Origin of the sequence: Flavobacterium sufflavum (genome assembly GCF_004016525.1) — a bacterium.
In the GTDB taxonomy this organism is placed as follows: domain Bacteria; phylum Bacteroidota; class Bacteroidia; order Flavobacteriales; family Flavobacteriaceae; genus Flavobacterium; species Flavobacterium sufflavum.
This window is the reverse complement of the sequence record NZ_SACJ01000005.1, coordinates 55,124-69,729: the sequence shown is the minus strand read 5'-3', so window position 1 is coordinate 69,729 and position 14,606 is coordinate 55,124. Positions and strand designations below refer to the sequence as shown.

15 protein-coding genes are annotated in these 14,606 nt (G+C 34.5%); 12 read left to right on the top strand and 3 right to left on the bottom strand.

Going from position 1 to position 14,606, the window contains the following annotated elements; translation table 11 throughout:
* Positions 1 to 12: 12 nt before the first annotated feature.
* The 6 genes from EOD40_RS09925 (at position 13) to EOD40_RS09900 (ending at position 4,737) form a co-directional block, all read left to right on the top strand.
* Positions 13 to 1,011, top strand: a complete 999-nt coding sequence (locus EOD40_RS09925; RefSeq protein WP_128195112.1) for an AAA family ATPase — start codon at positions 13 to 15, stop codon at positions 1,009 to 1,011.
* A gap of 29 nt (positions 1,012 to 1,040) precedes the next feature.
* Positions 1,041 to 2,372 carry a DUF58 domain-containing protein gene (locus EOD40_RS09920; protein ID WP_128195110.1) on the top strand — a complete coding sequence of 444 codons (1,332 nt, stop codon included), beginning with the start codon at positions 1,041 to 1,043 and terminating at the stop codon, positions 2,370 to 2,372.
* 120 nt (positions 2,373 to 2,492) lie between these two features.
* Positions 2,493 to 2,996 carry a GbsR/MarR family transcriptional regulator gene (locus tag EOD40_RS09915; RefSeq protein WP_128195108.1) on the top strand — a complete coding sequence of 168 codons (504 nt, stop codon included), beginning with the start codon at positions 2,493 to 2,495 and terminating at the stop codon, positions 2,994 to 2,996.
* A 59-nt stretch (positions 2,997 to 3,055) separates the two neighbouring features.
* Positions 3,056 to 4,021, top strand: coding sequence for a hypothetical protein (locus EOD40_RS09910; RefSeq protein ID WP_128195106.1), 966 nt, complete (start codon positions 3,056 to 3,058; stop codon positions 4,019 to 4,021).
* Positions 4,018 to 4,362, top strand: coding sequence for a hypothetical protein (locus tag EOD40_RS09905; protein ID WP_128195104.1), 345 nt, complete (start codon positions 4,018 to 4,020; stop codon positions 4,360 to 4,362). The genes EOD40_RS09910 and EOD40_RS09905 overlap by 4 nt, the downstream gene beginning before the upstream one ends.
* Positions 4,363 to 4,371: 9 nt before the next feature.
* A complete protein-coding gene (locus tag EOD40_RS09900) occupies positions 4,372 to 4,737 on the top strand; it encodes a hypothetical protein (RefSeq protein WP_128195102.1) in 366 nt (121 codons plus the stop codon).
* Between the two features lie 55 nt (positions 4,738 to 4,792).
* On the opposite strand, the gene EOD40_RS09895 is transcribed toward EOD40_RS09900, so the two are convergent.
* Positions 4,793 to 5,629: a UbiA prenyltransferase family protein gene (locus EOD40_RS09895; protein WP_128195100.1), complete on the bottom strand. Its 837-nt coding sequence runs from the start codon at positions 5,627 to 5,629 to the stop codon at positions 4,793 to 4,795.
* A gap of 137 nt (positions 5,630 to 5,766) precedes the next feature.
* On the opposite strand from EOD40_RS09895, the gene gcvP reads away from it, so the two are divergent.
* The 6 genes from gcvP (at position 5,767) to EOD40_RS09865 (ending at position 13,142) form a co-directional block, all read left to right on the top strand.
* Entirely contained in the window at positions 5,767 to 8,616 is a 2,850-nt protein-coding gene (gcvP, locus tag EOD40_RS09890) for an aminomethyl-transferring glycine dehydrogenase (RefSeq protein ID WP_128195098.1), read from the top strand.
* Positions 8,617 to 8,858: 242 nt separating this feature from the next.
* Positions 8,859 to 9,917: a 3-oxoacyl-ACP synthase III family protein gene (locus EOD40_RS09885; RefSeq protein WP_128195096.1), complete on the top strand. Its 1,059-nt coding sequence runs from the start codon at positions 8,859 to 8,861 to the stop codon at positions 9,915 to 9,917.
* A gap of 195 nt (positions 9,918 to 10,112) precedes the next feature.
* Complete coding sequence (locus tag EOD40_RS09880) at positions 10,113 to 10,637, top strand: methyltransferase (protein ID WP_128195094.1); 525 nt, start codon at positions 10,113 to 10,115, stop codon at positions 10,635 to 10,637.
* 73 nt (positions 10,638 to 10,710) lie between these two features.
* Entirely contained in the window at positions 10,711 to 11,559 is an 849-nt protein-coding gene (locus EOD40_RS09875) for a glycosyltransferase (protein WP_128195092.1), read from the top strand.
* 75 nt (positions 11,560 to 11,634) lie between these two features.
* A complete protein-coding gene (locus tag EOD40_RS09870) occupies positions 11,635 to 12,384 on the top strand; it encodes an MlaE family ABC transporter permease (protein WP_128195090.1) in 750 nt (249 codons plus the stop codon).
* Positions 12,381 to 13,142 carry an ABC transporter ATP-binding protein gene (locus EOD40_RS09865; protein ID WP_128195089.1) on the top strand — a complete coding sequence of 254 codons (762 nt, stop codon included), beginning with the start codon at positions 12,381 to 12,383 and terminating at the stop codon, positions 13,140 to 13,142. The genes EOD40_RS09870 and EOD40_RS09865 overlap by 4 nt, the downstream gene beginning before the upstream one ends.
* Before the next feature lie 67 nt (positions 13,143 to 13,209).
* On the opposite strand, the gene EOD40_RS09860 is transcribed toward EOD40_RS09865, so the two are convergent.
* Positions 13,210 to 13,815, bottom strand: coding sequence for a SprT-like domain-containing protein (locus EOD40_RS09860; protein ID WP_128195087.1), 606 nt, complete (start codon positions 13,813 to 13,815; stop codon positions 13,210 to 13,212).
* A 110-nt stretch (positions 13,816 to 13,925) separates the two neighbouring features.
* Complete coding sequence (locus EOD40_RS09855; protein ID WP_128195085.1) at positions 13,926 to 14,603, bottom strand: SDR family NAD(P)-dependent oxidoreductase; 678 nt, start codon at positions 14,601 to 14,603, stop codon at positions 13,926 to 13,928.
* Positions 14,604 to 14,606: the final 3 nt, after the last annotated feature.

Below are 14,606 nucleotides of genomic sequence, written 5' to 3'. Positions count from 1 at the left end.
ACATCAATCACCATGAATGATTATAACACCATAAATGAAAATGTAAATTTTGAAACCAGACTGGATTTGGCTCCATTATTAACACACATCAATACCATAAAACAAGAACTGGAAACCGTAATTGTAGGACAACACAAAATGATTGACCAGCTTCTTGTGGCTATTTTGTCTAACGGACACGTATTAATCGAAGGAGTTCCGGGAGTTGCCAAAACAATTACGGCAAAATTACTCTCCAAAACCTTAAACATTGGCTTTAGCCGAATTCAGTTTACACCCGATTTAATGCCTTCGGATATTTTAGGAACTTCGATTTTTAATCTGAAAAATTCTGAATTTGAATTTAAAAAAGGGCCTATTTTTTCGAATTTAATTCTGATTGACGAAATCAACCGTGCCCCTGCAAAAACTCAGGCAGCACTCTTTGAAGTAATGGAAGAGCGGCAAATTTCTATTGATGGAAGAACTTTCCAACTCGAAACTCCTTTTCTGGTTATAGCTACCCAAAACCCTATTGAACAGGAAGGAACTTATAGATTACCGGAAGCTCAGTTGGATCGTTTCCTTTTTAAAATCACCATTGATTATCCTAAACTTGATGAAGAAATCAACATCATTCAAAGAGAACATCTGCTGCAAAATCAGGATAAATTGGAAGCGATAAAAGCAATTCTTTCTGCCGAAGAAATCAGAAAATATCAGGGCATTGTCAAACAAGTTATTGTGGAACAAAACTTACTAGAATACATTGCCCGAATTGTTGTTAATACCCGCGAAAATGCCTTTTTGTACCTTGGAGCTTCACCACGTGCATCGATTGCAATTTTAAATGCGGCCAAAGGTTTTGCAGCAATCAGAGGTCGTGATTTTGTAACTCCCGAAGATATCAAAGAAGCAGCTATTCCAGTACTGCAACATCGTGTAATTGTGACTCCCGAAAGAGAAATGGAAGGTATCAGCAGCGTAGAAATCATCAGACAAATCATTGAAACAGTAGAAATTCCGAGATAAAAATTGCAATAATCATAAATACCTACTAATTGAAATTCATCAAACAATTATACTTAAACAATTTCTTTTTCTATTTGCTTTTGGGCATTATAGGACTTTTTGTTTGTGCCTTTATTTTTCCTAATCTATACCGTGCGGTTTGGTTTATTGTTATTATCCTAATCGCCTTTTTAGGTTTTGATATCATGCTGCTGTTTTTATCCAAAAACACTGTCCAAGCGGATCGTACAACTCCTGCTAAATTATCCAATGGAGATGTTAACCAAATAAAAATAAGCATCAACAACAACTATACTTTCCCTATTAGCACCAAGATAATTGATGAAATTCCGTTTCAATTTCAGGTTCGAAATTTTGAGATTATTCGAAAAACAAAAGCCAATACAGCCGACGAATTTAATTATGATTTACGCCCTACGGAACGCGGCGAATACTTTTTTGGCAATCTGAACATCTATGTCAGTTCGCCCTTAAAACTAATTTCACGCCGATTTACTTTTGACAATAACCAAATGGTTCCCACTTATCCATCGTACATTCAATTAAGAAAATACGATTTGATTGCTTTTTCAAACAATTTATCGCAATACGGAATTAAAAAAATTCGCCGCATTGGACATACCATGGAATTTGAACAAATTAAGGAATACGTACAGGGAGATGACATTCGAACTTTGAACTGGAAAGCTACCGCAAAGAAAAACACCCTGATGGTTAATCAGTTTCAGGACGAAAAATCACAATCTGTTTACATGGCTATCGATAAAGGGCGAATGATGCAAATGCCTTTTGAAGGACTAAACTTGCTGGATTATGCTATTAATTCAGCTCTTGTTTTATCAAATGTAATTCTAAAAAAACAGGATAAAACAGGACTTTTCACTTTCTCCAAAAAAGTAGAAAACCGTGTATTTGCCGAAAGAAGAACTTCGCAAATGCAAAAAATTCTTGAAACTTTGTACAACATCAAAACCAATTTTTTCGAGAGCGATTACAGTCATCTTTATGCTGATATCAAAAAAAACATCAACCAGCGAAGCCTTATCATTCTGTATACAAATTTTGATACCATGGATGGACTTTACCGACAATTGCCTTATTTGAAAGGAATTGCAAAAAGCCATCTTCTGGTAGTCGTATTTTTTAACAATACCGAACTCAACAGCATCATTAACAAAAAGTCGGAAACCATTCAGGATATTTATGACAAGGTCGTTGCCGATAAATTCATGTTCGAAAAACGTCTAATTGCTCAGGAACTCAAAAAATACGGAATTCACAGTGTGCTTACCACACCCGAAAACCTTAGCCTTGAAACCATTAACAAATACCTGGAAATTAAAGCAAGGGGAATATTATAGTGCTTATAACACATCAGATAGTAGAATCCACATAGAAACCGAGGTATGATGTTTCGGTTTTTCTAAAACAAACTTTCATTTATTTTTGAAAGTTTAAAAACTTTTACTTACATTTGACTTATGGAAATCAAAGAAGCTAAAAATAAATTCATTCAGACATGGGGAGCACTAGGTTCGCAATGGGGAATTAATAAAACCATGGCACAAATTCATGCCTTATTAATGGTTTCTACCGAAGCCGTTTCTATGGAAGATGTGATGGAAGAATTACAAATTTCCCGCGGAAATGCCAGTATGAATTTAAGAGCTTTGATGGATTGGGGAATTGTTTACAAGGAATACAAAGCTGGAGAGCGAAGAGAGTTTTTTACTGCTGAAAAAGATTTAGACGAATTAGCCGTAAAAATTGCCAAAGAACGCAGTAAAAGAGAAATTAAACCAGCTTTAAAAATTTTAAAAGAAGTTTCTTCGATTGAGTCGAATAATACAGCTGAAGAAATTCAGTTTATCGAACAAACCACAAAACTCTATGATTTTGTTTTGAAAGCCGATAATGTGTTAGACAAAATCACCGAATACAAAGACAATTGGTTGACCAAACTGGTAGTCAAGTTTATGAAATAGAAATAAAAAAATTTAATCGAAACTTTCATTTTTTTCTGAAAGTTCAAAACATATCAATTATGAAAAATTATTTAAAAATCTATAGCGGTCTAATTGCAAGTGTTGCATACTCATTAATTGTACGTTATTTGGCAGAATGGAATGTTATACAAATAAATTCAATTAGCTATTTAATTGTTACTCCAATGATATCAGGATATTTACCTTATTTATTTGAAAATAAGAATTTTATAAGAAACATTTATAAATGTATCACATTACCTATTATTTCAACATTATTATTTCTTCTAATAGCTGTAATAACAAGAATTGAAGAACTTATTTGTTTTGTGATTATAGGCATCCCTTATTTAATAGTAAGCGTCGTAGTTAGTTTATATTTTAGAAACCGTATTTTAAACAGTAAAGATTATAACACAAAAAACAACTATTTACCCTTTGTTTTTTTACCTCTTTTTTTAGGGACAATTGAGAAAAATAGTCAAAAAATAGAAAGTAATCATTTGGTTGAAAATCAAATAGAAATAAATTCTAGTTCAAGTAATGTATGGAAATATTTATATGAAGTTCCAAACTTGTCAAAATATACACAAACCAGTTTAATCAATTATTTAGGCGTACCCAAGCCAGTACAATCAACATACGACTCAAAGAAGAATATACGTCTTGGTTATTTTGATAATGGTCTGATATTGAATGAAAAAGTAATAGAAACTATTCATGAAAAAAAACTAGGTTTTGCCATAGATTTTTCAAAATCAAATTTAAATCAAAATCTTACCCTAAAAAATATTGTAAGAGAAAAACCAATGATTTTTGGTGGAATCTATTACGAATTAATTCCTATAAATAGCAGTAAATCAATCCTTAAACTAAAATGTAATTATCGTTTAAACACAAACTTAACTCCATATGCAAGTTATATAACTTATAAAATTCTAAATGATTTTGAAAATAATCTGCTAGGAGCATTAAAACGCAAACTTGAAAATGAGAAATTAAATCGCAAACAAATTAACCCATGAACCTCAACATTATTGGATATTTCATCTATTTAAGTATCACCTCAATTATAATTTTAAAAGTGGGGAGAATATGTTATGAAAACGGAAATGTATATGTTTCTACACTCATTCCAAACCATGAAGATTTGTGTCATAAAATCAACCAAATATTACTGGTAGGCTACTATTTATTGAACCTTGGCTATTGTGCGATGACATTAATTTCCTGGAATAAAATTACCTCAACCACTCAATTGATTGAAGTTATTTCATCCAAATCAGCAATAATCATTTGCACAATTGCCGCTATGCATTACATCAATATTATCATACTAACAAAATACATCAAAAAAATAATTTAAAAATCAATTATGGAAACTACAAAAATTTTAATCGGATACGCTGTTTATTTACCAGTTGCTTTGTTCTTAACATACTATGTTTCTAAAACTCTTTTTAGAAACAGTAAAGTATACATGATGGATATTTTTAGAGGACGAGAAGAAATTGCCGATGCTACCAACAAACTCTTCGAAACCGGATTTTACTTGCTCAATTTAGGTTTTGCCCTAATGATTTTGGAAATGAACATGAATAATGATAGTTACCAATTATTAATTGAAAAATTGAGTTACAAAATTGGGGGCTTTACCATTTATTTAGGAATCATGCTTTTTCTAAACTTATATTTTTTCTTTAGAGGAAAAAGAAAAGCGAAAGAAGCAACAATCAATTAAATTGAAAATTTTTAAACTAATTCAAACCGAAGTAGCAATGCTTCGGTTTTTTTCTTTAAAGAAAAACCAACAGCAACCACCAAAGAATAGGAATACTTTCAGCCCAAAAAGAAGTATAATATTTGGAGCGTTTTTCATTGGCAAAAGCCAAAAATAAAGCAACAACAATGGCAATTGCAAAAATCAATAACAATGACAATAATGAATATTGAATATTGCCATTGAAATTGACATTGCTATTTAAAAATTCTAAGGCACAAAAAAGTACTAATAAAAAATATCCCAAAATTTTAGTCCGCTTCACCCCTATTTGTTGGGGAACGGTTTTTAAATGAGGATCATCATTGGCTAAATCAATGATTTCAAAAATCAAAACCAAATTAAAAATCAATATAAATCGCTGTACACATTTAATCAAAAAATCAAAACCTAAATCAACATGAGCATTGATTAACGGCAAAACCAAAGTAACTCCTACCCAACACAAAGACACGATATATATTTTGACTCCCGCCCAGTTTCGTGCATTCTTTCGATTAGGAAAAAAAGGGAGCGTGTACAATAACGTCAGGATTAAAACGCTGACAGCCACAAGTTGGGTGACTCTTTCTAACTTAAAAAAATAAAAACCAACAGCCAAAAATGAAAAAAAGCTCAAAACAGCGATCATTTTCAGTTCGTTGCGCATCATTCTTTTTTTGGCTCTGGCCAAAGCATCGTATTTTACAAAGTTATACCCCACAATAGTACCGAAAAATGAAAAAAGTACAATGGGATCGTCGTATGGAATTGCAAACATAAATTGGGTCATTCGTACCAAAGCATAAACCGACAAAGCGACGTGAATACTTGATTTAAGATAAAAATCAAAAAGGGCTTGAATACGAATCATCTAACAAAATTAATCATTTAGAAAGAATATTTATAAATTCATTTTGGACAAATAAAATGAATCCTAAAAAACAGTGATTTAAAACGGAATTATGTTTATTTTTGCGCCACGAAAAATAGAACCTTTTTTATATCTACATGAAAACAGATGCTTTTGCTTTAAGACACATAGGCCCAGAGGAATCAGACCTACAACAGATGTTGAAAACAATAGGAGTTGACTCAATAGAACAACTTATTTATGAGACCCTTCCGGATGATATTCGTCTAAAAGCACCTCTAAATTTAGATCCTGAGATGACGGAATATGAATATTTAAAACATATTACGCTATTAGGAAATAAAAATAAAATGTTCAAAACCTACATTGGGTTGGGTTATAATCAAGCGATTGTTCCTGCGGTTATTCAAAGAAATGTGTTTGAAAACCCGGGCTGGTACACGGCTTACACGCCTTACCAGGCAGAAATTGCTCAAGGTCGTCTGGAAGCAATTTTAAATTTCCAGACTATGGTTATCGAATTAACCGGAATGGAAATCGCTAATGCTTCACTTCTTGACGAAGGTACTGCTGCGGCTGAAGCTATGGCGTTATTATTTGATGTTAGAACAAGAGATCAAAAGAAAGCCAATGTTTGTAAGTTCTTCGTTTCAGAAGAAATTTTACCACAAACCTTATCGGTTTTACAAACCCGTTCTACGCCAATTGGAGTAGAATTAGTAATAGGAAATCACGAAAATTTCGACTTTTCTGATGAATTCTTCGGAGCTATTTTGCAATACCCTGGAAAATTCGGTCAGGTAAATGACTATACTGCTTTTATTGCAAAAGCCGCTGAAAACAATATCAAAGTAGCTGTTGCTGCCGATATTTTAAGTTTAGCCAAATTAACTCCTCCGGGAGAAATGGGAGCTGCAGTGGTACTGGGAACTACACAACGTTTCGGAATTCCGTTAGGTTATGGTGGTCCTCACGCTGCTTATTTTGCTACCAAAGAAGAATACAAACGTTCTATGCCGGGAAGAATTATCGGAGTAACTGTTGACACTAACGGAAATCGTGCTTTGCGTATGGCATTGCAAACACGTGAACAACACATTAAACGCGATAAAGCTACTTCAAACATTTGTACTGCACAGGTTTTATTATCAGTAATGGCAAGTATGTATGGGGTTTATCACGGACCAAGAGGATTAAAATATATTGCTAATAAAGTACATGCTTCGGCGGTAACTTTAGCAAATACTTTAGCGAAATTAGGTTTCGAACAAACCAACACTGCTTTTTTTGATACTATTGTTATAAAAGCGGATGCTAAAAAAGTAAAAGAAATCGCCGAAGCTAACGAAGTGAATTTCTTTTATCCAAACGAAAACAGCGTTTCTATTTCGTTGAATGAAACTATAGGTTTTGCCGACTTGAATAAAGTGGTTTCTATTTTTGCTGCTGCAAAAGAACTGGCAACAATCACAATTAGCGAATTATCAGAAACGAATCATTTCCCGGAAAGCTTAATCAGAACTTCAACATTTTTACAACACGAAGTTTTCAACAAATACCATTCAGAAACAGCATTGATGCGCTACATCAAAATGTTAGAACGTAAAGATTTAGCATTAAATCACTCAATGATTTCGCTAGGTTCTTGTACGATGAAATTGAATGCTGCAGCCGAAATGTTACCATTAAGTTCTCCTAGCTGGAATAGTATTCACCCATTCGCTCCATTAGATCAGGCAAAAGGGTACCAAAAAATGCTTTCTAAACTGGAAGAATACCTAAATGAAATTACCGGTTTTGCCGCAACTACTTTGCAACCTAATTCAGGTGCGCAAGGAGAATATGCTGGATTAATGGTAATTCAGGCGTATCATGAATCAAGAGGAGATCACCACAGAAATATTGCTTTAATCCCATCATCTGCCCACGGAACTAATCCGGCATCTGCTGCTATGGCAGGAATGAAAGTGGTAGTTACCAAAACCTTAGAAAACGGAAATATTGACGTAGAAGATTTACGTGAAAAAGCCATTTTACACAAAGACAATTTGTCTTGCGTAATGATTACATACCCATCAACTCACGGTGTTTACGAAAGTGCCATCAAAGAAATTACTAAAATCGTTCACGATAATGGCGGTCAGGTTTATATGGATGGTGCTAATATGAACGCTCAGGTAGGATTAACAAACCCAGCAACTATTGGCGCTGACGTTTGTCACCTGAACTTACACAAAACATTCGCTATTCCTCACGGTGGTGGCGGACCTGGTGTGGGACCAATATGTGTTGCGCCACAATTAGCTCCTTTCTTACCTACCAATCCAGTTGTTCCAACTGGTGGAGAAAACGCAATTTCTGCAATTTCTGCAGCTCCTTGGGGATCGGCATTAGTTTGTTTGATTTCTTACGGATACATTAAAATGCTTGGAGCCGAAGGTTTAAAATCGGCTACAGAACACGCTATTTTGAATGCTAACTATATCAAAGAAAAATTAAGCGGTCATTACGACACTTTATATTCAGGGGAAATGGGTCGTGCGGCTCACGAAATGATTTTAGAATGCCGTCCGTTCAAACAAAAAGGAATCGAAGTAACTGATATTGCAAAACGTTTGATGGATTATGGTTTCCACGCTCCAACAGTTTCTTTCCCTGTAGCTGGAACTTTAATGATTGAGCCAACAGAAAGTGAAAACTTAGAAGAGTTGGATCGTTTTTGTGAAGCGATGATTTCTATCAGAAAAGAAATTGAGGCTTCTTCAATCGAAGATTCAAACAATGTATTGAAAAATGCACCACATACTTTAGCAATGTTAACTACTGAAAATTGGGATTTCCCATACAGCAGAGAAAAGGCAGCTTTCCCATTGGATTACATTGCCGAAAACAAATTCTGGCCTAGCGTTCGCAGAGCCGATGATGCTTTTGGAGATAGAAATTTAGTATGTAGCTGCGCTCCTATTGAAGCTTATATGGAAAGTTAACAACATCAAATTACCATACAAAAATGCCTCGATTTTCTCGAGGCATTTTTTTCAACTAACAGAAAATTAACCCACTACAGTTTTTTACTACAACAGTATTGGTACGCCAAAAATTAAAAGCAGTTGATTTCGAAAATTCTTTAAAAAATATCTGTAATTTTGCCAATTGTATAGCATTTAATGTTTTCTTGTTGTTCTAAAAACATTAAATTATCGCTATCTTTTTTAATAGAAACAGCCTAATGAAAATAAAAATAACTGGAACAGGAAGTTACATTCCCGAAAGAGTGATTTCTGACAAATACTTTGAACTTCATCAATTTCTAAATGAAGATGGTACTCCAATCAAACAATCGAATGAAGTTATTATTAAAAAATTCAAAGCGATAACCGGAATCGAAGAAAGACGCTATTCAGAAAGTCATTACAACACTTCTGATTTGGCTTTTTTAGCTTCCCAAAAAGCAATAGAAAGTGCAGGAATTGACCCTGAAACTATCGACTATATTATTTTTGCACACAATTTTGGCGATGTAAAACACGGAACAGTTCAATCCGACATGATACCGAGTTTAGCCAGTCGTGTGAAACACAAACTACAGATTAAAAACCCTAAATGTGTGGCTTACGATCTTATTTTTGGTTGCCCAGGTTGGGTTGAAGGAGTATTGCAAGCCAATGCTTTTATCAAATCAGGAATGGCTAATCGTTGTTTGGTTATTGGTGCCGAAACTCTTTCGAGAGTGGTGGATGACCACGACCGTGATTCGATGATTTATTCGGATGGTGCAGGAGCAACAATCATTGAAGCTTCTGACAACGAAACGGGAATGCTTTCTTATGAAACCGCCTCATATACCGAAGAAGAAGCCCGTTTTCTGTTTTACGGAAAATCATACCACCCAGGCTTGGATCAAAATACCAAATACATCAAAATGTATGGTAGAAAAATTTACGAATTTGCCTTAAGCAATGTTCCTGCTGCTATGAAAAGCTGTTTGGACAAAAGCGGTATAGCCATAGACGATGTTAAAAAAATCCTGATTCATCAAGCCAATGAAAAAATGGACGAAGCTATTATTGACCGTTTTTACAAGCTTTACGACAAACCAGCTCCGGCTAACATCATGCCGATGAGTATTCATGATTTAGGGAACAGCAGCGTAGCTACCGTTCCTACTCTTTTTGACCTGATTTTAAATGGACAAATTGAAGATCACGAAATCAACAAAGGCGATATTCTTATTTTTGCTTCTGTTGGAGCCGGAATGAATATTAATGCTTTTGTATACAGATACTAATTTTTTTTAGAATCCAAAATAATAAATCCGCAACCTAAAATATTTTTAAGTTGCGGATTTTTCTATTTAAGCTCAATAATCTAAGCCAAAATTCTACAAAACAAGAAATATATCTTTGTACCTTTACAACCAAAATTTTTGAGTAAAACTTAAACTAATAATGAACGAAAGATTGCTTCGTTCCTCGCAATGACTATGTACGAAAAAACGTTTCCTAATAAAAGATTCAAACACACCTTAGATTTTTTAAAAACACACGTTTCTACTTCCGAAACTATTTTTGACTTAGGAGTGCCAAACCCATTTTCCAGAATCATGGAAGAAAATGGATATCAGGTAAAAAACACCACAGGAGAAGATTTAGACAAAGACCAAACGGCTTTACAAACTGAATCGTATACTGTTTTTACTGCCTTCGAAATTTTCGAACATTTATTAAATCCTTATACCGTTTTAGAAAATGTAAAATGTGACAAATTGTTAATTTCAATTCCGTTGCGCCTTTGGTTTTCTCCAGCTTACAGAAGCAAAACAGATATGTGGGACAGACATTACCATGAATTTGAAGATTGGCAATTGGACTGGTTATTGGAAAAAACAGGCTGGAAAATTACAGCAAGAGAAAAATTTACTCATCCGGTAAAGAAATTGGGTTTCAGACCTTTATTGCGCTATTTCACACCAAGATATTACATTGTATTTGCTGAAAAAATCAAATAATACAATTCTTGAAAATTGACATTGCAATTGATTTTTGAAATTGCCATTCTTTTTTTTCACAAAACAAACTCAAATGAATTATTATATTGTTATTCCTGCTCATAACGAAGAAGAATTTATTTCTTTGACCTTAGAATCTTTAGTTTCGCAAACGCTTTTACCTAAAAAAGTGGTTATCGTTAATGATAATTCTACCGATAGCACTGCCGAGATTGTAGCCGCTTTCGCCAAAGACAATCCATTTATAACCTTGGTAGAAAAAAAATCGAGCGCGATTCATTTGCCAGGAAGCAAAGTAATTCAGGCATTTCAAAAAGGTTTCGAAACTCTAGATGAAAATTATGATGTAATTGTAAAATTGGACGCCGACTTAATTTTTCCGAATAATTATTTCGAAACTATAACAAAACACTTTAACTCTGATCCAACTATCGGCATGGTGGGCGGATTCTGTTATATCGAAAAAAACGGCGAATGGGTTCTGGAAAATCTAACCGATAAAGACCACATCCGCGGTGCGTTAAAAGCCTACAGAAAAGAAACTTTCAAACAAATTGGCGGTTTAAAACCACAAATGGGTTGGGATACTGTTGACGAATTACTTTGTAAATTCTATAATTGGAAAGTAGTTACCGATGCTTCTTTGAAAGTAAAACACCTAAAACCTACTGGAGCCAATTACAACAAAACTGCCCGTTACAAACAGGGCGAAGCTTTTTATACATTAGGCTACGGTTTTTGGATAACTTCAATCGCTTCGGCTAAATTGTCGTTCATGAAAAAGAAACCTTTGTTGTTTTTTGATTACATCAATGGTTTTCTGAAAGCCAAATCAGAAAAAAAACCACTTATGGTAACGCCTGCACAGGCAAAATTCATTCGAAATTACCGTTTAAAAAAGATGAAAGAGAAGCTTTTCTAAGGAAAAACCCATAACTCCTGATTCATAATCCATAACTCACAACTAATTTCGTAATTTAGCCCATATTCTAAAACTATGATGCTCATTCGGTATTTATCGCAAGTAGGAAGATACTTCCTGATGCTTAAAGAGATTTTCAACAAACAAACCAAATGGTCTGTAATGCGAAATCTCATCTTTAAAGAAATAGACGATTTAATAATTGACTCACTTGGCATTGTTGCCTTTATTTCATTCTTCGTTGGTGGAGTTGTTGCTATTCAAACCGCATTAAACTTAACTAATCCATTAATCCCAAAATACCTTATTGGTTTTGCCACACGTCAATCGGTAATTCTTGAATTTGCACCTACCTTTATTTCGGTAATTATGGCCGGAAAAATGGGTTCGTTTATTACATCCAGTATTGGAACCATGCGTGTAACCGAGCAAATTGATGCTTTGGAAGTAATGGGAGTTAACTCTCTCAATTATTTAGTTTTCCCAAAAATCATTGCCTTGTTATTGTACCCGTTTGTTATCGGGATTAGTATGTTTTTAGGAATTCTGGGCGGTTGGATTGCTGGTGTTTACGGTGGTTTTACCTCAAGTACCGATTTTATAACAGGAGCACAAATGGAATTCATTCCATTTCATATTACCTATGCGTTTATCAAAACTTTCATTTTTGCCATGTTATTAGCTACCATTCCTTCCTTCCATGGTTATTATATGAAAGGTGGAGCACTGGAAGTAGGTAAAGCGAGTACAGTTTCCTTTGTTTGGACATCAGTTTCGATAATTCTTTTCAATTATATACTAACTCAGTTGTTACTAGGATCATGATAGAAGTAAAAGACGTAGAGAAATCATTTGGAGACAGCAAAATCCTTAAAGGAGTTAGTACAGTTTTCGAAACCGGAAAAACCAACCTTATTATTGGGCAAAGTGGTTCCGGAAAAACGGTATTATTAAAGAGTTTACTTGGAATTCACCAACCCGAAGTAGGAACTATTTCTTTTGACGGTAGAATTTATTCTGAATTGGATCCCGATGAAAAAAGAGAATTACGTACCGAAATTGGTATGGTTTTTCAGGGAAGTGCCTTATTCGATTCGATGACCGTAGCCGAAAATGTGGCTTTCCCTCTGAAAATGTTCACCAATGATGACAAGGCAAAAATTGACGATCGGGTAGATTTTGTTTTAAAAAGAGTGAATCTAATTGACGCTCATAAAAAATTACCTTCTGAAATTTCAGGTGGTATGCAAAAACGTGTGGCTATTGCCCGTGCCATAGTGAACAACCCAAAATATCTGTTTTGTGATGAGCCTAACTCCGGATTAGACCCAAATACATCGATATTGATTGATAACCTCATCAAAGAAATTACTGAGGAATACAACATCACTACCGTAATCAACACCCATGATATGAACTCGGTGATGGAAATAGGCGAAAAAATCCTATTCTTAAAAAACGGTTTAAAAGCCTGGGAAGGAACTAAGGAAGAAATTTTCAGAACCGATAATGAAGCTGTAGTAGCTTTTGTATATTCTTCTAATCTGTTCAAAAAAGTGAGAGAAGCACATTTGAAAGAATAGCGCTTTCAAATTCCAAATAATCAAAATCCCAAATTCTAACTTTACTATAATTGGAATTTGGGATTTTTTAATTGAGATTTTTAATCAATTCCACCTCAGCGTTGGGATTAAATAAATACAAACGTCCAGAGCTCATTTCTAAGCACTCATATCGTTTGGTTCTAACGGCTATTTTCTTGAAAACCTTACCATTTTTAATTCGGAATACACTGCCGTAGGGAATTTCGAAAACATAATTTTTATCGTTTTGCTTGTCAAATTGTTTCAAGGCAAGTGATAAAGTAGTATCGGTATCGCTGCTGGCACTAGGATTTCTAAAATGTCTGGCTAACAAAGGTAGCAATTGGTTTGGGAAAATTTCAGGGCGAATATAAGGCACCATCAATTGCTGAAAAGTATGTTTCCACTCATTTCCATGCGGTTTAATGTTGCGACCAAATTTTTCGAAAGCTACTAAATGTGCTATTTCGTGAATGAGCGTAATTAAAAAGCGGTATTTATTCAAACTTCCGTTTACGGTGATTTCGTGTTTTCCAGTCATGGCTTTTCGATAATCCCCATGACGGGTCAAGCGCTCGTTAACGATTTTTAAATGCACCCCATGCTCCACAATCAACTCAAAAACAGGTTTGACTGCGTGATCAGGAAGATATTTTGCTAAGGTATCGCTCAATTTTTTTTCAGTTATGGGTTATGAGTTTTCAGTTATGAGTTTTCCGTGAAATTAAAATAATAAAAGTTGTTAAATCCTTCGAACTCTTAACCTATAACTCTCAACTTTTTTTATGGATTAGTAGTTGAAACCTGCAATACTTTTCCGTTGAAATATTTATTTCCGTTCAATGTAAAATCAAAAATATAGGTTGCCATACCTTCTGCCGAAATTGGTGCCTGATAACCCGGAAAAGCTTCCTGCAACATTTCCGTTTGCACAGCTCCTAATGCCAAAACATTAAAAGCGATACCGCGTTCTTTGTATTCTTCAGCTAATAATTCCGAAAGCGTAATTACAGCTCCTTTACTGGAACTATAAGCGGCAAGACCTGCAAATTTCAAACTGCCTTGAACGCCTCCCATCGAACTGATGGTAACTACATGACTTCCTTTTTGTAAAAATGGAATGCAAATGCGAGTCAAATTGGCAACAGCAAAAACATTCACCTTATACACATTTTCAAAATCCGTTTGGGTTAAGGTTTCGAAAGGTTTACAAATTAAACTTCCCGCATTATGAATCACAGCATCAACCTGTTTCCATGTTTCAGCAAGAAAATTTTCTACTTTTTCTAAATCAGATTCGTTCGACAAATCAACCGAAAGACAACTGATATTTTCATGAACGATTAACTCTTGAGGTGTTTTTCTCGAAATTGCCAAAACCTGATGTCCTGCATTAGCAAACTTCAAAGCCAATTCAAATCCGATTCCTCTACTTGTTCCTGTGATAATAATATTCTTCATGCC

What these genes read in the sequence shown, in the direction of transcription:
- EOD40_RS09925 (WP_128195112.1), top strand. Translation starts at nt 13, where the DNA reads ATGAATGATTATAACACCATAAATGAAAATGTAAATTTTGAAACCAGA.
- EOD40_RS09915 (WP_128195108.1), top strand. Translation starts at nt 2,493, where the DNA reads ATGGAAATCAAAGAAGCTAAAAATAAATTCATTCAGACATGGGGAGCA.
- EOD40_RS09910 (WP_128195106.1), top strand. Translation starts at nt 3,056, where the DNA reads ATGAAAAATTATTTAAAAATCTATAGCGGTCTAATTGCAAGTGTTGCA.
- EOD40_RS09905 (WP_128195104.1), top strand. Translation starts at nt 4,018, where the DNA reads ATGAACCTCAACATTATTGGATATTTCATCTATTTAAGTATCACCTCA.
- EOD40_RS09900 (WP_128195102.1), top strand. Translation starts at nt 4,372, where the DNA reads ATGGAAACTACAAAAATTTTAATCGGATACGCTGTTTATTTACCAGTT.
- EOD40_RS09895 (WP_128195100.1), bottom strand. Translation starts at nt 5,629, where the DNA reads ATGATTCGTATTCAAGCCCTTTTTGATTTTTATCTTAAATCAAGTATT.
- gcvP (WP_128195098.1), top strand. Translation starts at nt 5,767, where the DNA reads ATGAAAACAGATGCTTTTGCTTTAAGACACATAGGCCCAGAGGAATCA.
- EOD40_RS09885 (WP_128195096.1), top strand. Translation starts at nt 8,859, where the DNA reads ATGAAAATAAAAATAACTGGAACAGGAAGTTACATTCCCGAAAGAGTG.
- EOD40_RS09880 (WP_128195094.1), top strand. Translation starts at nt 10,113, where the DNA reads ATGTACGAAAAAACGTTTCCTAATAAAAGATTCAAACACACCTTAGAT.
- EOD40_RS09875 (WP_128195092.1), top strand. Translation starts at nt 10,711, where the DNA reads ATGAATTATTATATTGTTATTCCTGCTCATAACGAAGAAGAATTTATT.
- EOD40_RS09870 (WP_128195090.1), top strand. Translation starts at nt 11,635, where the DNA reads ATGATGCTCATTCGGTATTTATCGCAAGTAGGAAGATACTTCCTGATG.
- EOD40_RS09865 (WP_128195089.1), top strand. Translation starts at nt 12,381, where the DNA reads ATGATAGAAGTAAAAGACGTAGAGAAATCATTTGGAGACAGCAAAATC.
- EOD40_RS09855 (WP_128195085.1), bottom strand. Translation starts at nt 14,603, where the DNA reads ATGAAGAATATTATTATCACAGGAACAAGTAGAGGAATCGGATTTGAA.